The sequence below is a fragment of the Serratia sp. HMSC15F11 genome (genome assembly GCF_001808215.1).
GTDB classification, from domain to species: Bacteria; Pseudomonadota; Gammaproteobacteria; order Enterobacterales; family Enterobacteriaceae; genus Serratia; species Serratia nevei.
In genome coordinates, this window is the sequence record NZ_KV792477.1 from 1 (window position 1) to 21,508 (window position 21,508).

Annotated in this window: 19 protein-coding genes, 1 tRNA gene and 1 other RNA gene; 13 read left to right on the forward strand and 8 right to left on the reverse strand. The window is 55.3% G+C overall.

The annotated features are described in order from the left end of the window. Positions 1-60 precede the first annotated feature (60 nt). The 4 genes from HMPREF3138_RS16495 to HMPREF3138_RS16505 all read right to left on the reverse strand — a co-directional run bounded on the left by HMPREF3138_RS16495 (position 61) and on the right by HMPREF3138_RS16505 (position 3,927). The gene (locus HMPREF3138_RS16495) at positions 61-657 is read right to left on the reverse strand and encodes a hypothetical protein (protein WP_070559180.1); all 597 of its coding nucleotides are present in this window, start codon (positions 655-657) and stop codon (positions 61-63) included. Between the two features lie 57 nt (positions 658-714). Next, complete coding sequence (locus HMPREF3138_RS26750) at positions 715-867, reverse strand: hypothetical protein (RefSeq protein WP_162837992.1); 153 nt, start codon at positions 865-867, stop codon at positions 715-717. 578 nt (positions 868-1,445) lie between these two features. After that, positions 1,446-1,949, reverse strand: coding sequence for a hypothetical protein (locus HMPREF3138_RS16500; protein ID WP_060433683.1), 504 nt, complete (start codon positions 1,947-1,949; stop codon positions 1,446-1,448). 253 nt (positions 1,950-2,202) lie between these two features. Further along, positions 2,203-3,927: a recombinase family protein gene (locus tag HMPREF3138_RS16505; protein ID WP_168166347.1), complete on the reverse strand. Its 1,725-nt coding sequence runs from the start codon at positions 3,925-3,927 to the stop codon at positions 2,203-2,205. 297 nt (positions 3,928-4,224) lie between these two features. Between HMPREF3138_RS16505 and mepS the strand changes: the two genes are divergently transcribed. From mepS to yejF, 7 genes are all read left to right on the forward strand, one after another. Continuing rightward, the gene (mepS, locus tag HMPREF3138_RS16510) at positions 4,225-4,800 is read left to right on the forward strand and encodes a bifunctional murein DD-endopeptidase/murein LD-carboxypeptidase (protein WP_038876300.1); all 576 of its coding nucleotides are present in this window, start codon (positions 4,225-4,227) and stop codon (positions 4,798-4,800) included. Between the two features lie 12 nt (positions 4,801-4,812). Further along, on the forward strand, positions 4,813-5,061 hold the full coding sequence (locus HMPREF3138_RS26425) for a hypothetical protein (RefSeq protein WP_134268142.1): 249 nt from the start codon (positions 4,813-4,815) through the stop codon (positions 5,059-5,061). A 151-nt stretch (positions 5,062-5,212) separates the two neighbouring features. Further along, positions 5,213-6,796: a cyclic di-GMP phosphodiesterase gene (locus HMPREF3138_RS16515; RefSeq protein WP_070559184.1), complete on the forward strand. Its 1,584-nt coding sequence runs from the start codon at positions 5,213-5,215 to the stop codon at positions 6,794-6,796. Positions 6,797-6,889: 93 nt separating this feature from the next. Then, on the forward strand, positions 6,890-8,701 hold the full coding sequence (locus HMPREF3138_RS16520; protein WP_038876305.1) for an extracellular solute-binding protein: 1,812 nt from the start codon (positions 6,890-6,892) through the stop codon (positions 8,699-8,701). A gap of 9 nt (positions 8,702-8,710) precedes the next feature. Then, complete coding sequence (locus HMPREF3138_RS16525; RefSeq protein WP_038876307.1) at positions 8,711-9,805, forward strand: microcin C ABC transporter permease YejB; 1,095 nt, start codon at positions 8,711-8,713, stop codon at positions 9,803-9,805. Then, entirely contained in the window at positions 9,802-10,827 is a 1,026-nt protein-coding gene (locus HMPREF3138_RS16530; RefSeq protein ID WP_038876309.1) for an ABC transporter permease, read from the forward strand. Before HMPREF3138_RS16525 ends, HMPREF3138_RS16530 begins: the two co-directional genes overlap by 4 nt. A 1-nt stretch (position 10,828) precedes the next feature. Beyond that, a complete protein-coding gene (gene yejF, locus HMPREF3138_RS16535) occupies positions 10,829-12,439 on the forward strand; it encodes a microcin C ABC transporter ATP-binding protein YejF (protein ID WP_038876311.1) in 1,611 nt (536 codons plus the stop codon). A gap of 9 nt (positions 12,440-12,448) precedes the next feature. On the opposite strand, the gene HMPREF3138_RS16540 is transcribed toward yejF, so the two are convergent. The 3 genes from HMPREF3138_RS16540 to rsuA all read right to left on the reverse strand — a co-directional run bounded on the left by HMPREF3138_RS16540 (position 12,449) and on the right by rsuA (position 15,339). Then, on the reverse strand, positions 12,449-12,793 hold the full coding sequence (locus tag HMPREF3138_RS16540) for a YejG family protein (RefSeq protein ID WP_038876314.1): 345 nt from the start codon (positions 12,791-12,793) through the stop codon (positions 12,449-12,451). 594 nt (positions 12,794-13,387) lie between these two features. Next, complete coding sequence (locus tag HMPREF3138_RS16545) at positions 13,388-14,584, reverse strand: Bcr/CflA family multidrug efflux MFS transporter (RefSeq protein ID WP_038876316.1); 1,197 nt, start codon at positions 14,582-14,584, stop codon at positions 13,388-13,390. 41 nt (positions 14,585-14,625) lie between these two features. After that, positions 14,626-15,339, reverse strand: a complete 714-nt coding sequence (rsuA, locus tag HMPREF3138_RS16550; RefSeq protein WP_038876319.1) for a 16S rRNA pseudouridine(516) synthase RsuA — start codon at positions 15,337-15,339, stop codon at positions 14,626-14,628. 318 nt (positions 15,340-15,657) lie between these two features. On the opposite strand from rsuA, the gene HMPREF3138_RS16555 reads away from it, so the two are divergent. Both HMPREF3138_RS16555 and rplY read left to right on the forward strand, forming a co-directional pair. After that, entirely contained in the window at positions 15,658-17,415 is a 1,758-nt protein-coding gene (locus HMPREF3138_RS16555) for a DNA repair helicase RadD (RefSeq protein WP_038876321.1), read from the forward strand. Positions 17,416-17,577: 162 nt separating this feature from the next. Next, positions 17,578-17,862 (forward strand): 50S ribosomal protein L25, encoded by a 285-nt coding sequence (gene rplY / locus HMPREF3138_RS16560; RefSeq protein ID WP_004935776.1) that lies wholly within the window; start codon positions 17,578-17,580, stop codon positions 17,860-17,862. 84 nt (positions 17,863-17,946) lie between these two features. On the opposite strand, the gene yejK is transcribed toward rplY, so the two are convergent. Then, the gene (yejK, locus tag HMPREF3138_RS16565) at positions 17,947-18,954 is read right to left on the reverse strand and encodes a nucleoid-associated protein YejK (protein WP_038876324.1); all 1,008 of its coding nucleotides are present in this window, start codon (positions 18,952-18,954) and stop codon (positions 17,947-17,949) included. 211 nt (positions 18,955-19,165) lie between these two features. On the opposite strand from yejK, the gene HMPREF3138_RS16570 reads away from it, so the two are divergent. The 4 genes from HMPREF3138_RS16570 (at position 19,166) to HMPREF3138_RS16585 (ending at position 21,503) form a co-directional block, all read left to right on the forward strand. Beyond that, positions 19,166-19,393 (forward strand): YejL family protein, encoded by a 228-nt coding sequence (locus HMPREF3138_RS16570; RefSeq protein WP_004935782.1) that lies wholly within the window; start codon positions 19,166-19,168, stop codon positions 19,391-19,393. Positions 19,394-19,402: 9 nt separating this feature from the next. Next, complete coding sequence (gene yejM, locus HMPREF3138_RS16575) at positions 19,403-21,184, forward strand: LPS biosynthesis-modulating metalloenzyme YejM (RefSeq protein WP_038876326.1); 1,782 nt, start codon at positions 19,403-19,405, stop codon at positions 21,182-21,184. A gap of 78 nt (positions 21,185-21,262) precedes the next feature. Continuing rightward, positions 21,263-21,339 (forward strand) — tRNA-Pro (locus HMPREF3138_RS16580). A 34-nt stretch (positions 21,340-21,373) separates the two neighbouring features. Continuing rightward, a non-coding RNA gene (locus HMPREF3138_RS16585) (RtT sRNA) lies at positions 21,374-21,503 on the forward strand. The last annotated feature ends 5 nt before the right edge of the window (positions 21,504-21,508 follow it).

A 21,508-nucleotide genomic window follows, 5' to 3' on the forward strand; every position in this document is an offset into this window, starting at 1 on the left:
ATTTTGCATTCCTATAAATAGTTTAGTTAGTTAGTTAAGCCCCTTCCCTCGGGGCTTCTTTTATTGTGTTTTTTGATTGTTATTGTAATCAGTTTGAATACAATCCCTAACTTCGAACAGACGTTGAATTACTCGTCCATCAAGACGTTGATCAAATGCAAACTCACGTAGGACATTATTGATTTCTTGGATTTTCCAAAGTTGCCATTGCCTGTGTGCACCTATTGCAGTTTTGAAGTTCTTATATTCTTGAATTCCATTAACTTTACACGTTGCTCGATAGTACTTTATTTGATGAATACTGACACCTTTCGGCAATCCGTTAGTACTTCTATCGTTCATTAGGCAATTGATTTTCTGAGGCACCCAAACGCATTTATCCGGGTGATATTGCTTATTACCTGCAACTAACCAGTCCTTATCGATGCACCAGCCCTCAACGTGCGTATCAAGCCACCACCGGGCGAAGTTACTGTAGGTCAACCATTCAATGCAGACAGTCGCTCTACCGCAGTCTTGTGCTTCTAGACGATTCTTCCACGCTTGCTTGCATTTCTCTCTAATTTCAGGTGTTAAACCAATCTCTTGTTGTTTTTCAATATCGTTTGCTAAGTCATTCGTACCAATACCGGCTACTAGTTTATTTTCCTTTTTCATTTTTAAAATTCCATTTACATGTATCACCACGTGCGGGTGATACTCCCGTTACTGCTGTTACTTCTTGTCACCTCCTAATATTGCATACTGGTTAATCAGATAAACCATCGCCCCGCTTTGAGTCTTTGCTTTACCTGCATCAACGATCTGTTGTAAGTACTGCATTTGCGTTTCATTTAGACGCACGTTAATTTGTTTGTTCTTTTCCATTTGCTATACATTCCTTATTTTTTAAATGGTAAAAAAGTCCCCGCTGTCACCACGGGGTTACTTTGCTTCTTTGGAGATTACAACTTATTTATCAAATCGAATAAAATACGTTATCTAATGCAATTCCAAGCTTTTCATCTTGAAACACAAAAGCAATTGTACTTTTATCATCTGTATTTAGTATCTTCACGTCATAAAGAGTAAATAATGTCGGCCAGAATACACTATTGAATTGTTCAATATCTTCGGTTAGTTCTAAATTGTTGTCTTGCAAAAATCGTAGAATTTCATTTACGAGAATTAAATGTTCTGGTAACTCGAGAAATAGTAATTTAACCAATCCACATGTAGTTATAAGATTAAGCTTGGACATTGAATACCGCCCATAAGAAGGCAATAGACCAAACAATACTAAATGGATTGGCGAGTACTAAAATTATTAGTGCAAATATTGTAGATAGTACAATGAAGTCTTTTATATGTTGTTTCATGCGGGTGTTCCTCAGTAAGTTATCACTGCCTTTATTTAGTGAATAACTCCCAGAACACCTCTATTATAGCAGGAAATCAGGATTTTTTCAGATTTGTTCTTTTGCAATGACCTCATTAAGCCGATAGTACCGAACCCGATCTAGCTCATCCAATGGCATGATACCGAACTCTTTCTTAATACGACGATCAGTCCATCCCTCACGCTTCATAAGCTCTTCATGTGTAATAAAATGAGAATCAATACCGATGTATGCATACCCATTATTTTCAATAAAAATATCTAACAAATCCGAGATATGTTGAAAACTAACTGGTAAATCATAATCAGTGTTGAATTGCATTTCGTCTTTATATACACCATACACTACATCAGAATCAAAATAATCGGTTACAACTAATGCACCATCTTTCTTATAGAACCGATATGTACCTGTGTCTGATTCTGGATCAATAAGAAGTAATTTAGACTCCTCATCTTCATTATCAATGTACATTGTAACATGGGTACTATATCCAGTAGGTTCAATCATATTGGTAATGTAACTATCAACCAATGTACTGAGAATTGAGTTAATTCTTGCATTAGACATATTTTTATTCCTCTTTATAATTTGAATAATAGTTTTCCCCACGCTAATTTAATAGCATGTCGAAAACAGTTAGTTTGTTTTACAGACAGGTATCCGCACACTGATATTTTAGTGCGGGATTAGACAAGATTGTTTTTCTTACGGCATGAGTTGCTTCGAAATGAAATTTATCACGCACTCAGCGACCTGTCAATGGGTATCATTCAATAGGGCTTAGAATCTCATTCCAACCCCCTATCAAAGCTAAAAGTACTCAATGTGCCAACACCGCATTAAGATGAAGATTCAAGAACTCTTTGGCCTCAGAGTCCACGAAATCAACAACATTCATTAGCAACAAGTAATCATTCAATACGACTTTGCTTATATTACAATCCAGTGAGAATACCCCATCTTCATCCTTAATGATTTTAACACTACAGCTTTCATATGTAGTACTCTCGCCATTCCTTCTTATAACAACATCACCAGTCACATCACCCTTTTTGTCGGCTACAAGTACATGTTTTACTACATCGTTAACGTAAATCATCTCGATCAAGCTAAACGATAGATCTTTTGTGTGATAAACCTTAATCTTGTTCAACAAGCTAGATATCGTTCTTTCCAGTCTTGTTCTCAATGCTATCTGTGTTATATCAAACAATTCAGTACTTACCGCAAACTCACTTAAATCAATCTTTGATAATGAAAGTTGTTCTAATTCTTTCTTTAACAGTTCAAGCTCATCTTCAGAGTTTTGCAATTCTGTGAACATATCAAAACTTGGCTTCTTCCCACGCTCACGTAATTGAGTGATACCGGCTTTATACTCTTCGATATGTGACATTAACGATTTTATACGTTCCTTACTTATAACTTCCTGACTGTCATTACTTTCGTACACCTTCCCTAAATCCATATTGCGAATATGATTAACTACAATCTTCTCTAATGCATCATATCGTATTGGCTTAGAGTAACATCCGCCTTTCTCAATTGTTTTCAAGCATCCAACATAACGATATGCACCTGCTGAACGTACAGTTAAAGCACCGCCACAAATCGAACATTTTAAAAGCCCATTTAGAATGGTAACTTTTCGGTCCTTGCATACACGCTTATTCTTCGAACCATCGTTCAACCGGTTAAGTACTAATGCGAACTCTTCATCTGTAACGATTTTTGGGTACAACCCTTTGATAACATGTTCAACTGAGGTTGATGTGCCTTTTTCGTAGTCTCGTTCTAGGCTATGTGATATGAAATCACCATTACAGCGAGGATTTCGTAGCAACGCACAAATCTTTGGTGTAGACCATCTTTTGTTACGTATGACTTTTCCGGCCTCATTCATTTTCTTGGCTATGGTAAACGAGCCGTATCCTTGCAAGTACAGATCAAAAATCTCTCGTACAATCGAAGCGTCGGCATTAGCAACGTACTTATCATCCAGAACATCAATCCAGAATGGAGTGTTCTTTATCATGTACTGCCCAGACTCTTCCGCCTTCCTCCTACGGCTGTTCCATGCAGCCTTTATACGCTTAGATTTCAGCGTTGACTCTTCATGAGCACGATTTGCGATAATTGATGCGATCGTACTCGACCAAGGGTTACTCGTGCCAATGACTAGATTTTGTTCAACATCAATGATATCTATGCTGTGTTCTACAAGTTTTGCAATGTATCCAGCAACGCGAAACGGATTCTCGCGACTAAAGCGGTCAAGGCTTTCTACGATCAGTACTGAGCCGTCGATCTCCCCTGACTCGACACGGCGAAACAGTTGACCAAGAGCAGCCGTATCGCCCATATTTGATCCTTTCCACCCGGAAACACCTGAATCAACGAGAATTTCACAATCATCGACGGAAAGGTTCAATCTCAAGGCATTCTGTAACAAATATTGTTTTAGCTTATCTTCCTGTCGCCCTAATCCATCGCCTGAGATCTGCACATCGCTACTTACACGGCTGTATAGGAAGCATTTCCTCATGATCCACCTCATCTTTTTTTATCTTAGTATTCTAATGTATCACATTATGTTACATCACAAATTCATATAAAAAAGACGGCAAAAAGGCTCGCAATCCCCTATTTGTTCCGGTAATCTCAGATGCGTTTGTGCCTGGTTTAAGTCGAATCAGTATGGAATCCGATAAAAATGTGCGTTCTCGCACGTTTTCAACGGTAACTGGTTGTCGATGCAACAGGTGCGGACTAGGCTCGTTCCGTTTGGCATTTTTCAGGTAGCGACTTTCGTCGTTAAGGACTTCAAGGGAAAACAACAACAATGGTCAAATCTCAACCGTTTCTGAGATATTTTTTGCGGGTAGTCCCTGCAATTGCCGCGGCGGTTATGCTGTCAGCGTGCAGCTCGACTCACACTTCGAACTTGAATAACGCACAAACTGAGATGCGTGCAGTTAATGACAAAGACGGTCTTTTACTGCAAGCCTCTCAGGATGAATTCGAAGCAATGGTCCGCAACGTTGACGTCAAGTCAAAGATTATGGATCAGTACGCGGACTGGAAAGGCGTTCGCTACCGCTTAGGCGGTGACACCAAGCGCGGCATCGATTGCTCGGCGTTTGTGCAGCGTACCTTCCGCGAACAGTTCGGCATGGATTTACCGCGCTCTACCTATGAACAGGAAGATCTCGGCAAGAAAATCCAGCGCACCAAGCTGCGCGCCGGCGATTTGGTGCTGTTCCGCGCTGGCTCTACCGGGCGCCATGTCGGCATCTATTTAGGCAACGATCAATTCGTTCACGCCTCCACCAGCAGTGGTGTCATGATTTCCAAGCTGACCGATAACTATTGGGACAAACGTTATCGAGAAGCGCGCCGGGTGCTGACCAGCGGCTGACGGCGCATCGCCTTGAAGATTCTGAATACCAAACGAGCGATAAGCGCCGCCTACGGGCGGCGTTTTTTTTGGCGGTTGAACAGGTTCCCTCGCGCCTGGTCCCTGGCTTATCGTCACCTCTCCCCGCTTAACGCCGCCGCACGCCATTATTTTGATAAACTGTTGGCAGGAAATCACGCCCTCGAGGAAAAACTCGCCTATTATCGTCAGATGACGGCAACGGCGCCCCGGCGTTATTTAAAACGTTTCCGCTTAGAATAGGCGCATTATATTTCTGTCGGCGACGCCGCGTATTTAAACGGCGCCGCCGGTTGGTACGGGATAAAAAGGCAAAAATGAAAAAAAAGCCGTTGGTACAATCCATTAACTGGCTGTGCCCCCCCCCTGACGCCCTGTTGCAGAGGACTCGGTTATGGGCTTGAAAAGGGCTTTCGCCCGCAGCGTCTCTCACCGACAGCGCAGCCTGGCTAAAAGCGGCGTCGCCGCTCTGGTATTTTTTACGCTATTCACCGCGGTCACGCTTTCTTTGATCAACCACCAGCGCACGCAATATCAACATAAAGTCGAAGCGCGTACGCAAAAGTTCACGCTGGGTTATATCTCGCACCTGACGGCCGTGATGCAGCAAATGATACCGCTGCTGGACAAGCCTTGCCTCTCCAGCCAGTCGGACATTACCTACCAGGCAGCCTTTACCAGCGGCGTGCGCACCTTCCTGTTGGTGAAAGACGGCTACGCCTATTGCTCCTCCGCCACCGGCGACATAATGCTGCCGATGAAAAACCTCTATCAGGACATCGACTGGGATCTGCCTTTGGATCTCAAGCTGCAGCAGGGCACGCCGATCGTGCCAAATAAGCCGGCGGTTGCGGTTTGGCTGCGGCATCCCGGCGAGCAGGCCACCGGCATCCTCGCTACGCTGGACATCGATCTGATGCCCTATCTGCTGTTCACCTCGCACGACGAACAGGCGCCGGGCATCGCCATCGTGATGGGCAATCGCGCGCTGACCACCTTCAGCCCGAACCTGATGCCGATCGATCAGCTGCCGAAAAGCAAGGCGGATAACCTGACGCTGCCCAATCTGCCGTTGACCATCATGTTCTACAACGAGAAGCTGACACCCAACGACATTCGCCTGACGCTGTTGGGCAGCCTGGTGCTGTCATTGATGATCGGCGTACTCTGCTACTACATGCTGCTGCTGCGGCAAAGCCCGGAGCGCGCACTGCTGCGCGGCATCAAGCGCAACGAGTTCTTTATCGAATCCCAGCCGGTGTTCCACACCGACAGCAACAGCATCGGCGGGCTGGAAGCGCTGATCCGCTGGCAGCATCCGATCGAGGGCCGCATCCCGCCCGATGTCTTTATCCCCTACGCCGAAAGCAACGGGCTGATCGTGCCGCTTACCCGCCAGCTGTTCAGGCTGATCGCCGAAGATGCGCCGCAGCTTGCCAAAGCGCTGCCACGGGGAGGTAAAGTCGGCCTCAACATCTCCCCTGCCCACCTTAGCGCCCCGTCGTTCCACCAGGACGTGTATGAACTGTTGGCGCAGCTGCCGGGCGATTACTTCACGCTGGTGTTTGAAATCACCGAGCGCGGCATGGTGGAAGAAGAGAGCGCGCTGGCGGAGTTTGACTGGCTGCACAAACAGGGCATCGAGATCGCGGTAGACGATTTTGGCACCGGGCACAGCGCGTTGATCTATCTTGAGCGCTTCACCATGGATTACCTGAAGATCGACCGTGGCTTCGTCAACACCATCGGCCAGGACACGGTCACCGCGCCGGTGCTGGATGCGGTGATCTCGCTGGCGAAAAAGCTGAAAATGCTGACGGTGGCCGAAGGCGTCGAAACCGCCGAGCAGATGCAGTTCCTGCAAGAACACGGTGTCAACTTCATGCAGGGATACTACTTCAGCAAGCCGCTGAGCATCGACAATTTCGTCGCCTACTGCAATGCTCATCAGGTCTTTGATTATCAGGCAAAAAAATAGTTAATCTTTAAGCATCTTTACCCTGCGCTCACCCGAAGAATGTTATGCTGGGCGCAGGTTGTACTTTATTCCACAGCAGGAGCTTACCGTCCGATGTCCGTGCGCATTTTCGCTGCTCTGGTGCTCTCGGCACTGAGCTTCGGTCTGCAGGCCGAAGCCCTCAACGAAAGCTACGCTTTCGCCCTTCTCGGTGAACCGAAATACGCCACCGACTTCAGCCATTTCGACTACGTCAACCCGGCGGCGCCCAAGGGCGGCGACGTGCGGCTGGCGGCCATCGGCACCTACGACAACTTCAACCGCTTCGCTACCCGCGGCGTGCCCGGTGCCCGTACCGACCAACTTTACGATACCCTGTTCGCGACGTCCGACGACGAACCCGGCAGCTTTTATCCGCTGATTGCCGAATCGGCGCGCTTCCCGGCCGACATGCGTTGGGTGGAAGTGGATATCAACGCCCGCGCGCGTTTCCACGACGGCAGCCCGATCACCGCCGCCGACGTGGCCTTTACCTTCAACAAGTTCATGACCGAAGGCGTGCCGCAGTTTCGCTCTTATTACAAAGGCGTCACGGTCAAGGCTATCTCGCGTTTGACGGTGCGTATGGAGTTTCCACAGCCGAACAAAGAGGCGATGCTGTCGCTATTCGGCAGTCTGCCGATCCTCCCGGCTGCTTTTTGGCAAGGGCATAAGCTCAATGAGCCGCTCAACATCCCGCCGCTCGCCAGCGGCCCGTATAAAATCGGCGATTACCGTCTCGGCCAGTACATCACCTACCAGCGAGTGCGCGATTACTGGGCCGCCAACCTGCCGGTAAACCGCGGCCGCTATAACTTCGACAGCATTCGCTACGATTATTACCTGGACGATAAAGTAGCGCTGGAAGCCTTCAAGGCCGGCGCTTACGATTTCCGCATCGAGCCGTCGCCCAAAAGCTGGGCCACCCAGTACCAGGGCGGCAACTTCGCGCGTAACTACATCATCAAGCAAGACGAGATCAATCAGGCTGCCCAGAATACCCGCTGGTTGGCATTCAACATCCAAAAACCGCTGTTCGCCGATCGGCGGGTGCGGGAAGCGATAGGCCTGGCTTTCGACTTCAACTGGATGAACAAGGCGCTGTATTACAACGCCTATCAGCGCGCCGACAGCTATTTCCAAAACACCGCCTACGCCGCCCGCGGCTACCCGGACGCCGCCGAGCTGGCCTTGCTGGCGCCGCTCAAAGGCCAGGTGCCGCCTGAGGTGTTTACCAGCATCTACCAGCCGCCCTCCTCCGACGGCAGCGGCAGCGATCGGCAAAACCTGCTGAAGGCGACCCAGTTATTGAAAGAGGCCGGTTGGGCGATCAAAAATCAAAAGCTGGTCAACGCCAAAACCGGCCAGCCTTTCACCTTCGAGCTGATGCTGCTGAGCGGCAGCAACTTTCAGTACGTATTGCCATTCCGCCATAACCTGCAGCGGCTGGGCATCGATATGCAAATTCGCGAGGTCGACGCCTCACAGTACACGCGCCGTCTGCGCGAACGCGATTTCGACATGATGCCGACGGTCTATCAAGCGATGCCGTTCCCCACCACCAACTTGCAAATCATTTGGGGTTCGGAGTACGTCAACTCCAGTTACAACACCCCCGGCGTCAAAGATCCGGCGGTCGATAGCCTGGTCAACCAAATCGCCGCCCATCAGGGCGACGAAAAAGCCCTGCTGCCGCTCGGCCGCGCGCTGGACCGGGTGCTGACCTGGAACAACTACATGCTGCCGATGTGGTACTCCAACCACGATCGCTATGCCTATTGGGACAAGTTCTCCACGCCGCCGATCCGTCCGGCCTATGCGATCGGCTTCGACAACTGGTGGTACGACGTCAACAAGGCGGCGCGTTTACCGGCTCAACGGCAATAAGGAGTCGGAATGGCGGCCTATCTGATACGCAGACTGTTGCTGGTGATCCCCACCCTATGGGCGATCATCACCATCAACTTCTTTATCGTGCAAATTGCACCCGGCGGCCCGGTCGATCAGGCCATCGCCGCCATTGAGCTGGGGCATGGCAGCGGTTTTGGCAGCGGCGGTGTCGGCGAAGGCCTGGGCCATGTTCGAGCCGGCGTTCCCGCCGCAACCGAAGGACAGTATCGCGGTTCGCGCGGCCTGGATCCGGAGGTGATCGCCGAGATCACAAAACGCTACGGCTTCGACAAACCGCTGCACGAACGCTACTTCACCATGCTGTGGAACTATATGCGCTTCGACTTCGGCGACAGCCTGTTTCGCGGCGCCTCGGTGATGCAGCTGATCGGCCAGAGCCTGCCGGTCTCCATCACGCTGGGCCTTTGGAGCACGCTGATCATCTACCTGGTGTCGATCCCGCTCGGCATCCGCAAAGCCGTCCACAACGGCAGCGCGTTCGACACCTGGAGCAGCACGCTGATCATCATCGGCTACGCCATTCCGGCTTTCCTGTTCGCCATCCTGATGATTGTGCTGTTCGCCGGCGGCAGCTACCTGGACTGGTTCCCGCTGCGCGGTCTGGTCTCCAGCAACTTCGACACCCTCTCGTGGCCGGCAAAGATCGCCGACTACCTGTGGCACATCACCCTGCCGGTGCTGGCGACGGTGATCGGCGGCTTCGCCACCCTGACCATGCTGACCAAAAACGCGTTCCTCGACGAGATCCGCAAGCAGTACGTCACCACCGCCCGCGCCAAAGGGCTGGATGAGAAAAAGATCCTGTACCGCCACGTGTTCCGCAACGCCATGCTGCTGGTGATCGCCGGTTTTCCAGCCACCTTTATCAGCATGTTCTTCACCGGCTCGCTGCTGATAGAAGTCATGTTCTCGCTCAACGGCCTGGGGCTGCTGGGCTACGACGCCACGCTGCAGCGCGACTACCCGGTGATGTTCGGCACGCTGTATATCTTCACTCTGATCGGCCTGCTGTTGAATATCCTCAGCGATATCACCTACACCCTAGTCGATCCGCGCATTGACTTCGAGGCCCGCCAATGAGCCGCCTTAGCCCGATCAACCAGGCGCGCTGGGCGCGTTTTCGCCGCAACCGCCGCGGCTACTGGTCGCTGTGGATCTTCTTGGTGCTGTTCACCCTGAGCCTGGCCGCCGATCTGATCGCCAATGACAAACCGCTGTTGGTGCGTTATGAAGGCCGGTTGTACCTGCCGTTTATGATTAACTACAGCGAAACCACCTTCGGCGGCGAACTGAACACCGAAGCCGACTATCAGGATCCGTTCGTACAGCGGCAGATCGAACGGCACGGCTGGGCGGTTTGGGCGCCGATCCGCTTCAGCTACGACACCATCAACTTCGCCACCGAGGTGCCCTTCCCCTCGCCGCCTTCGCGCCACAACCTGCTGGGCACCGACAGCAACGGCGGCGACGTGCTGGCCCGAGTGCTGTACGGCTTTCGCATCTCGATGCTGTTCGGCCTGGCGTTGACGCTGTTTTCCAGCCTGATCGGCGTGTGCGTCGGCGCCACTCAGGGCTATTACGGCGGGCGTTTCGATCTGTGGGGGCAACGCTTTATCGAAGTGTGGTCGGGCATGCCGACGCTGTTTCTGATCATTCTGCTGTCGAGCATCGTCCAGCCCAATTTCTGGTGGCTGCTCGGTATCACCATCCTGTTCGGCTGGATGAGCCTGGTGGGGGTGGTGCGCGCCGAATTCCTGCGCACCCGCAATTTTGACTACATCCGCGCCGCGCGCGCCATGGGCGTGCCGGATCGGGTGATCATGTCCCGCCATATGCTGCCCAACGCCATGGTGGCGACGCTGACCTTTCTGCCGTTTATCCTTTGCGGCTCGATCACCACCCTGACGTCGCTCGATTTCCTCGGTTTCGGTCTGCCGATCGGTTCGCCGTCGCTCGGCGAATTGCTGCTGCAAGGCAAAAACAATCTGCAGGCGCCGTGGCTCGGCATCACCGCCTTCTTGGTCTTGGCGGTGCTGCTGTCGTTATTAATCTTTATCGGCGAAGCGGTGCGCGACGCCTTTGACCCCAGCAAGGCGCATTGATATGGCCACTCCTTTGCTCGCTATTCAGGATCTCAGCATCGCCTTCCGCCAGGGCGACACCGACACGCCGGTGGTCAACGAACTCTCGCTACAAATCGCGCCGGCGGAAACGCTGGCGCTGGTGGGGGAATCCGGCTCCGGCAAAAGCGTCACCGCCCTGTCGATACTGCGCCTACTGCCCGCGCCACCGGTGGTTTACCCTGCCGGCGATATCCTGTTCAACGGCGACTCGTTGCTGCATGCGCCGGAAGCGGCGCTGCGCAAGGTGCGCGGCAATCAGATCGCGATGATCTTTCAGGAACCGATGGTCTCGCTTAACCCGCTGCACACCATCGAAAAACAGCTCGTGGAAGTGCTGATGCTGCACCGCGGCCTGCGGCGCGAAGCCGCGCGCGCAGAGATCGTCGAATGCCTGGAGCGCGTCGGCATCCGTCAGGCCAAAAGCCGGCTGCAGGATTACCCGCATCAGCTGTCCGGCGGTGAACGCCAGCGGGTGATGATCGCCATGGCGGTGTTGACCCGCCCGAAACTGCTGATCGCCGACGAACCCACTACCGCGCTCGACGTCACTATCCAGGCGCAGATCCTGACGCTGCTGCAAGAGCTGAAGCAGGAGATGGGCATGGGGCTGCTGTTCATCACCCATAACCTGAATATCGTGCGCCGCCTGGCGGACAACGTGGCGGTGATGCGCCAGGGGCGATGCGTGGAGCAAAACGGCCGTGCGCAACTGTTCAGCCGACCGCAGCATCCTTACACGCAGCAGCTGCTGGCCGCCGAGGACGTCGGTGAACCGCTGCCGCTGCCTGCCGCGGCCAACGGGCGCCCCGGCGACGAGCGGCCGCTGCTCAAGGTGGAAAATCTGCAGGTGCGCTTCCCCATCCGCCGCGGCCTGTTGCGCCGCACGGTGGATTATCACTATGCATTGAAATCATTGAGTTTCGAGCTGCGCGCCGGGGAAAGCGTGGGGCTGGTGGGGGAATCCGGCTCGGGTAAAAGCACCACCGGGCTGGCGCTGCTGCGCCTGTTGGCCTCACAGGGCGCCATCTGGTTCGACGGCGAACCGCTGCACCCGCTCACGATGAAGCAGATGCTGCCCTACCGCAGCCGGATGCAAATCGTCTTCCAGGATCCCTACTCCGCCCTGAATCCGCGTCTGAACGTGCAGCAGATCATCGCCGAAGGGCTGGAAGTGCACCAGCGGCTTAGCGCCGAGCAGCGGGAACAGCGCGTGATCGAGGTGTTGCAGGAAGTCGGCCTGGATCCGCAGCTGCGCCATCGCTATCCCACCGAGTTTTCCGGCGGCCAGCGTCAGCGTATCGCCATCGCGCGCGCGCTGATCCTGCAGCCACAGCTGCTGATCCTCGACGAGCCGACCTCTTCGCTGGATAAATCGGTGCAGGCGCAGATCCTGACGCTGCTGAAATCGCTGCAGCAACGCCACCGGCTGGCTTATCTGTTCATCAGCCATGACCTGCAGGTAGTGCGTTCGCTATGTCACCAGGTCATCGTACTGCGACAGGGAGAAGTGGTTGAACAAGGAGACTGCCGGGCGATTTTCGCGGCGCCCGCCGCCGACTATACCCGTCAACTGCTGCAGTTGGCGGATTAGCGGCGAATTCTAGAAAGGGTATTGCGCGCTGAGCGGTTCAGCGATCGCGGCGCCGACGTTTTTCAGACGGCACATGGTGGCGCTCTCGTCGCTGCGCTGCACGAACAGGCAAGGCTCCCCTTCCCATTCGACGATCGCGCAGTCGACCTGAATCTCCTGCAGCGACAGATTGAGCTGTTGCATTACCTGCCAGGCCTCGGTCCCTTCATGGCTGAGTAACTTCAGCCCAATCAGGTTGTTATCCTCGTCTACTCCGTTAAACGGAAGCGGTTCTACCTTCACGCCGGTAAAACCGGATAGCCAACGATAACTTTGCGGCAAGCGATGCACTACCGAAAGTTGGATACTCTCCACATGAAATCCCTAGATTGAAAAGGTGAAACACTTTTACCTGACAGGGTTACTAAGTTATAGCCGCTGACTCCCGACTCTGCCGCGCACAAATGTTATTTAAATGTAAATTTTGCCGCTAGCCATTAACCAGACCCCGTGCTTGCCGATGCCGTGCCATTTTTTGGCGCGCCGTGCGGTGTTATTTCACGGCATTTTGCGACTCAGCTCGCATTTTTGCGTTATATGTAACCCTTTCCCGCAGCGATCTCAACTCTTTTTTCTTGCAATGCGACTACTTTTCCGTCGCCATATTTTTACAATGAAGAAACATTTGTCCCGCCGCGTTAGCGCAGCTTCACCAGCTAATGCCTTGATTTACATCAACCCTAATACAAACCACCCGCCGCGCTCAGCCGGCAGAACGCCGCGCCTCCCGGGGAATAATGGGTGGTGCGGCGGCGGAGTTTTTTAACAAAAAACACACAGAGGGGAAAATGGCCAATTGATTAGCTTGCGTATATTTAGCAACAAAATTTTCATTGCCAGTTGCACCCTGAAATGGCATGGCGCAACCCTATGACGATGCGGGGCGACACGCCCCGAATCGGGAGAACGTCAGGCCACGCGATCGCGTGGCCGGCTGGCGTAAAGATAAAACAGCACCGCCACGATGCTGCACAGCGCCATTGAGGTAACCATGGGCCACGCGCTTTTACCCGGCGCCATCGACAGGACCGCCCCCACCAGCGCGCCGATGCTGAAGCGCAACGTGCCGGCCAGGGAAGACGCGGTGCCCGCCATGTGCGGGAAGTCATCCAGGATCACCGCCATGGCGTTGGAGGAGATCATCGCGATGCACCCCAGATAGACCGCAACGCCGATCACCAGCGCCCAGAAGCCGAGGCCGACGGCGCTCACCGCCAGCAGCCACAGCCCCATCGCCAACTGCACCAGCAGCCCCAGTTTGAACATCTTGACCGCGCCGAACCGCCGCACGTTGCGGCTATTGATCAACGTCGTTAGGAACAGGAAAACGATGTTCAGCGCAAAATAGTAGCCGAAGTGCTGCGGCGAAACGTGGTTCAGTTCGATGTAGACGAACGGCCCGGCGCTGAGGAAAGAAAACATGCCCGCAAACGAGAAGGCGCTGGCCAACATGTAGCTCAGCACTCGCTTGTGGCGGAACAGCGAACCGAAGTTGCCCAGCGTGGTGCGCAGGTGGAACCGCTGTCGCCGCTCTTTCGGCAGCGTCTCCTTGATGAACAAGGCCACCAGCAGTGAACCGATCAGCGCCGCGGCGCCCATGGTCCAGAAGATGGCGTGCCAGCTGAACCACAGCAGCAGCGCGCCGCCGATCATCGGTGCCAACAGCGGCGCAATGGTCATCACCAGAATGACGAATGACATCATGCGCGAGAACTCGTCCTTGGTGAACATGTCGCGCATCAGGGCGTTGATCACCACGCTGGCGGCAGCGGCGGCCAGGCCGTGCAGGAAACGTAGCCCGATTAGCTGGTCGATCGACTGCGCCATGGCACAGGCGCAGCCGGCGATGGCGAAGATCAGCGTTCCCCACAGGATCACCGGCTTGCGGCCGAGGCTGTCCGACATCGGCCCATAGAACAGCTGCCCGAAGGCAAAGCCGAGCATATAGGCGCTGAGGGTCATCTGCACGCTGCCGGACTCGACGCCAAACTGGGCGGCGATCACCGGCATACTGGGCAGGTACATGTCGATGGCCAACGGCATCAACATGGACAGCAGACCCAGAATGAAAATCAAACCGAGATGAGAGGTTCGGTTCTGTTGCACGTTTCACGACTCCTTAATCGGCCGCAATCAATGATAGGTTTTCAGTCCTGCAGGTGCGGCGCGCCCACGCTGGCGATCTCTTCTTCGGTCAGCGGGCGGTATTCGCCCGGCGCCAGATCGTCATCCAGCACGATGGCGCCAATACGCTCACGGTGCAACTCGATCACCCGGTTGCCGACGGCAGCGAACATCCGCTTCACCTGGTGGTAGCGCCCTTCGCTGATAGTCAGGCGCACCACGCGCGCGTCAACCTGCTCCAGCGTCGCCGGCCGCGTCAGATCTTTCTCGTTGTGCAGTTGCACCCCTTCGGCGAAACGCTGCGCGGTGTCTTCCGCCAACGGGTGCTCCAGCGTCACCAGATAGGTTTTCTCGCAGTGGTGGCGCGGCGATGTGACGCGGTGCGACCACTGGCCGTCGTCGGTCATCAGCACCAGCCCGGTGGTGTCGATATCCAGCCGCCCGGCGGCGTGCAGCTTGTACGCCACCGGTTCATCGAGGAAATACAGCACCGTCGGATGATCGGGATCGTCGGTGGAGCAGACGTAACCCTGCGGTTTGTTGAGCATGAAATAGCGCGGGCCATTCTGCTGCTGCAGCGGATTGCCGTCGAACGCCACTTCTTGCTCCGGGGTCAGTTTGATCGCCCCGCTCTTCACTACCTCACCGTCCACGGTGACGCGTTTAGCCCGAAGTTCGCGCGCCACCAGCGCACGGCTGATGCCTAACTGCTGAGATAAAAACTTGTCCAATCGCATGGGATCTGCTTTGCCTGTCGTTGTTATGATCGCATTGATCGTATTGCCAAAATATGACGCCCGCCGTTGCACCGGGTGCAAATGGCAGGTTCAGGGGGGGAATCGCGTGGGGGAACAGCGATTGCTGTCACACGAGTATAGCGGCACAACGCGTTGCCCGACAGAGGTAATTTTCACGCTCCTCGCACCGCGCGCGCTCAGAAGGCATAATAATAGAAATTTTTCGGCTACCCGGGGAGTAAAATGTCACGGTTTCTGTGGAAACAACGGTGACAAAACCGCCTCCCGACGGCCCATCTCAACCCACGGCGTTCATTTATGGCCTTTACCCTACGCCCCTACCAACTGGAAGCGGTCGAAGCCACCATCAATCATTTCCGTCGGCATCCCGAACCGGCGCTGATCGTGCTGCCGACCGGTGCCGGCAAAAGCCTGGTGATCGCCGAGCTGGCGAAGCGCGCCCGCGGGCGGGTGCTGGTGTTGGCGCACGTCAAGGAACTGGTGGCGCAAAACCACGCCAAATACTGCGCCTACGGCCTGGAGGCGGACATCTTCGCCGCCGGCTTGCAGCAGAAAGAGAGCGCCGGCAAGGTGGTGTTCGGCAGCGTGCAGTCGGTGGCGCGCAACCTGCCGCTGTTCGACGGCGCCTTTTCGCTGCTGATCGTCGATGAATGCCACCGCATCAGCGACGACGACGACAGCCAGTACCAGCAAATCATCCAGCATTTGCAGAAAACCAACCCGCAGCTGCGGCTGCTGGGGCTGACCGCCACGCCCTATCGCCTGGGCAAGGGCTGGATCTACCAGTACCATTACCACGGCTTCACCCACGGCGACGGCGCCAGCCTGTTTCGCGACTGCATCTACGAGCTGCCGCTGCGCTATATGATTAAGAACGGCTTCCTGGTGCCGCCTGAGCGGCTGGACATGCCGATCGTGCAGTACGATTTCAGCCGACTGGAGGCCAGAAGCAACGGCCTGTTCAGCGAAGCGGATCTGAACCGCGAGCTGAAGCGGCAAAACCGCGTCACGCCGCACATCATCAGCCAGATCGTGGAGTACGCCGAGGATCGCAAAGGGGTGATGATCTTCGCCGCTACCGTCGAGCACGCCCGCGAGATCCACGGCCTGCTGCCGAACGGCGAGGCCGCGCTGGTCAGCGCCGAAACGCCACCCGCCGAGCGCGATGCGCTGATCGAGGCGTTCAAACAGCAGCGGCTGCGCTATCTGGTCAACGTGGCGGTGTTGACCACCGGCTTCGACGCGCCACACGTCGATCTGATCGCGATCCTGCGCCCGACCGAGTCCGTCAGCCTGTATCAGCAGATCGTCGGCCGCGGGCTGCGGCTGGCGCCCGACAAGGAGGATTGCCTGATCCTCGACTACGCCGGCAACCCGCACGATCTGTTCACGCCGGAGGTCGGCGTCAGCAAGCCGCACGGCGACAGCCAACCGGTGCAGGTGTTCTGCCCGGCCTGCGGCTTCGCCAACCTGTTCTGGGGCAAGTGCACCGAAAACGGCGACATCATTGAGCACTACGGCCGCCGCTGTCAGGGCTGGTTGGAGGACGACGGCGGCCACCGCGAGCAGTGCGACTACCGCTTCCGGTTCAAGAGTTGCCCGCACTGCGGCGCGGAGAACGACATCGCCGCACGCCGCTGCCATCAGTGCCAGGAAGTGCTGGTCGATCCCGACGACATGCTGAAGGCGGCGCTGAAGCTGAAAGACGCGCTGGTGCTGCGTTGCGGCGGCATGGAGCTGCAGAGCGGCCGCGACGACAAGGGCGAATGGCTGAAGGCCACCTATTACGACGAGGACGGCACCAGCACCAGCGAACGCTTCCGCCTGCAGACGCCGGCGCAGCGCAAAGCGTTCGAGATGCTGTTCCTGCGCCCGCATCAGCGCGCGCCGGGCGTGCCGTTCGCCTGGCACACCGCCGCCGACGTGCTGGCGCAACAGCAGGCGCTGCGCCATCCGGATTTCGTGGTGGCGCGCAAACGCGGCCAGTTTTGGCAGGTGCGCGAGAAAGTGTTCGATTATCAAGGCCGTTTCCGCCGCGCCAATCAGTTGGCCTGAGCGAACGGCCCTCAATCTGGGCAGGTTTTCGTTGCCCTGCGGGCGGCTTTCCGTTAAAATGCCGCGCGCTTTACCTGGGCCTGCCCAGCGTTAAAGCGGAATTCCGAACTTGCTACTTGGGTCGCCTGTAGCAGGGTAAATTTTCTTTTAAGAGAAAAAACAATGTTCACTATCAATGCAGAAGTACGTAAAGACCAGGGTAAAGGTGCGAGCCGCCGCCTGCGTGCAGCAAACAAATTCCCAGCTATCGTTTACGGTGGCAAAGAAGCTGCAGTTTCCATCGAATTGGACCATGATTCTGTTAAGAACATGGAAGCTAAACCAGAATTCTACAGCGAAGCAGTAACTCTGGTTATCGACGGTAAAGAAACCAAAGTTAAGGTTCAGGCTGTACAGCGTCACCCGTTCAAGCCAAAACTGGCTCACATCGACTTCGTTCGCGTTTAATCGCTACGTTTTCGAACCTTTCGGGACGCCGAAATAAAGAACGCCGCAATTGCGGCGTTTTTTATTGTCTGCGATTCGGCACGCTTACTTGCCGCTGCCGGCCCGGCGTTGCAGCTGATCGCGCAGGTTCGGCGGCGTGCCTTTGATGGTCAGCGTGTCGGTGGCCGCATCCCAGAAAATGCGCTCGCCCAGCAGCATGGCATCGAAGTTCAGGCTGATGCCGCCGCCGCTGCCGGCAAATTTGGTCAGCTGGCGCAGCGTGCCGCGATCCGCCGGGAAGCTTTCCTCCAACTCATACCCTTGCTCGCTGGAGAACTGCATGAAGTCTTTCTCGCCGACCGGCGACAGCTCCTGCGACAGGGCCTGCAGTTCAATCTCTTCGCCCGCCTGCAGCTGTTCGTTGCAGTAGCTGTACACCTGTTGGCGCACCGACTGGCGCTCGTTCTTGTCCAGCTGCGCATCGGCGCAATAGTCGTCTACCGCCTGCAGCAACCCGCGGTTTTGCGCCTTAGTGTCCAACCCTTCGGACGCCGCCAGGAAGTCCATGAAGAAGTCGGCGACCTTGCGGCCCACGCGCCCGCGCAGGAAAGTCAGGTAACGGGTCGATTCCGGGTTGGTTTCCCATTCGGTCAGATCGATACGCGCAACGATATCGGCGTTGTTGATGTCCAGATAGTGCGTGGTGTTGATATCCAGCTCTTCGTTGACGCGCATGCTGTTACGGCTGTTCAACACCGCGATCAGCAGGTACTCCACCGCCAGATAACGGTATTGGCCGAACAGCACCACGCCGCCCTCGGCGAACGGATACTTCGCCAGTTCGTCGCGCAGGCGGCCGGTCGCCGCGCGGCTGAAGGCCAGAAAGTCTTTATCGTCCTTGCGGCAAGTGCGCAGCGCTTCCGCCAGTTCGCTGCCTTCGTTGAACAGGCCTAAAGCCTTGCTCTTGGCGCTGTAGACGCGATGCAGTTCCGCCATCATTTCTTCCACCGCCGCGTTGGTGGGAAGCAAGGAATCGCGCAGCACCACGTCCAGCGTTTGCTCGTCGCGTTTCACCAACTGATGCAGAGCGATCTGGTCGATATCCAGACTCATGGTAAATCCTCCTGTTCTTTAGGCGCGTATTCAAACACTGAAGGCCCCGCCCTGCAATACTAAAAAACCGCGGCAAACCGGAAAGGCGCGGCGAGGGGCCGCCCCGGCGCAGGCGAACAATTTCCCGAATGACAGGAAGTGATAAAAGAGCGGAAAATCACTGTCCTATACGGTAAGATAGGGCACTTTGCAGATTACTAAGCGCAATTTTATGCCACAATCATCCCGTTACAGTGACGAACACGTTGAACAACTGCTCTCAGAGCTGGTCAATGTTCTGGAAAAACACCATACCCCCACCGATCTTTCCCTGATGGTGCTGGGCAACATGGTCACTAATTTGATCAACACCAGCGTTGCCCCCGCGCAGCGGAAAACCCTGGCGAGATCGTTCGCGGAAGCCCTGCAGGCTTCTGTCCGTGAAGATAAAGCGCATTAATATTGACTTATGGTGACAAACCGTCAGCGTTATCGTGAAAAAGTCTCCCAGATGATCAGCTGGGGGCACTGGTTCGCCTTATTCAACATTCTGCTCGCCCTTGGGCTGGGCAGCCGCTACCTGTTTGTCACCGACTGGCCCGCCTCCCTGCTGGGCCGCGTCTATGCCCTGGTCAGCCTGCTGGGGCATTTCAGCTTTATCGTGTTCGCCGGCTATTTGCTGGTGATCTTCCCGCTCACCTTCGTGGTGATGTCGCAGCGGCTGCTGCGATTTATTTCCGCCGCGCTGGCCACCGCCGGGCTCACGCTGTTGCTGGTCGACAGCGAAGTGTTCTCCCATTTCCACCTGCACCTCAATCCGGTGGTGTGGGATCTGGTGGTCAACCCGGACCAAAGCGAGCTTTCACGCGACTGGCAGCTGATGTTTATCTGCGTGCCGGTGCTCTTCCTGGTGGAGATGCTGTTCGGCACCTGGAGCTGGCAAAAGCTGCGCAGCCTGAACCGCCGCCGTTTCGGCAAGCCGCTGGCGGCGCTGTTTATCAGCGCCTTTTTCGCTTCGCACCTGATTTATATCTGGGCCGACGCCAACTTCTATCGCCCGATCACCATGCAGCGGGCCAACCTGCCGCTCTCGTACCCGATGACCGCGCGCAAGTTCCTCGAAAAACACGGCCTGCTCGACCAGCAAGAGTATGAGCGCCGCCTGGTGCAACAAGGCAACCCGGAAGCGGTGGCGGTGGAATATCCGCTCAGCGATCTCAGCTACGGCGATAAAGGCAGCGGCTATAACCTGCTGATGATCGTGGTAGACGGCATTCGCGCCAAAGACGTGGCGCAAGACATGCCGGCGCTGACGCGCTTCGCCCAGGAAAACGTGCGTTTCAGCGATCATTACAGTTCAGGCAACCATGCCGATACCGGGCTGTTCGGCCTGTTCTACGGCATTTCCCCGACCTATCTGGACAGCGTGCTCGCCGGGCGCAAGCCGTCGGCGCTGATCAATGCGCTCAGCGATCAGGGCTACCAGCTGGGGCTGTTCTCCTCCGACGGCTTCAACGCCAGCCTGTACCGTCAGGCCCTGTTGACCGACTTCTCGCTGCCGACGCCGGCGCCGCAAAGCGACGCGCAAACCACGCAGCAATGGCAGCGCTGGCTGACGGATCAGGGCGATAAAGAGCCGTGGTTCTCCTATATCAACTTCAGCGGCGCCGAGCCGGCCGAAGGTGCCAAAACCCCGGCGCCGGCCGACTTTATCCAGCGCTATCGTACCGGCGCGCAAGACGTGGACGCCCAGATAGCCCGGGTGCTGGACACCCTGAAACAGCGCGGCCTGCTGGACAAAACCGTGGTGGTGATCACCGCCGAGCACGGCGTCGAATTCAACGACAGCGGCAAAGGCCAATGGGGGGCCGGCAACGGCTTCAACCAGGCGCAGCTGCAGGTACCGTTGGTGATCCACTGGCCGGGCACCCCGGCCCAGACCATCAGCAAGCTGACCGGCCATAACGACGTGATGCGCACCCTGATGCAACGGTTGCTGCACGTGAAGACCGCGCCGAAAGATTATTCGCAGGGCGAAGATCTGTTCACCGCCCAGCGCCGCAACAACTGGATCGCCACCGGCGATGGCAATCAGCTGGTGATCACCACGCCGACGCAGACGCTGATGCTGGACAACAGCGGCAACTATCGCGTCTACGATCACAACGGCGATGAAATAAAAGACGAGAAACCGCAGCTTGCTCTGTTGCTGCAGGTGCTGACCGATGTAAAACGCTTTATCGCCAACTAACTGCTTAAAACTAAAGCAATCAAGTGGCGAGGCGCTTGCATTAACATCGGGAATCGGTAGTATGAATTTTCATAGCGTCGGCATGTAGCGCAGCCTGGTAGCGCACCGTCATGGGGTGTCGGGGGTCGGAGGTTCGAATCCTCTCATGCCGACCAAATTTAAGAAAACCTGCTGTTACAGCAGGTTTTTTTTCGTCTGCACACTGAGAGGATGAGAATCTCCGAAGGAGGTTTGAGCCGAGCGCAGTGAGACCACGTTGCTTTAGCAACGGCCCGCAGGGCAAGCATCGAAGATGCGCATAATCCTCTCATGCCGACCAAATTT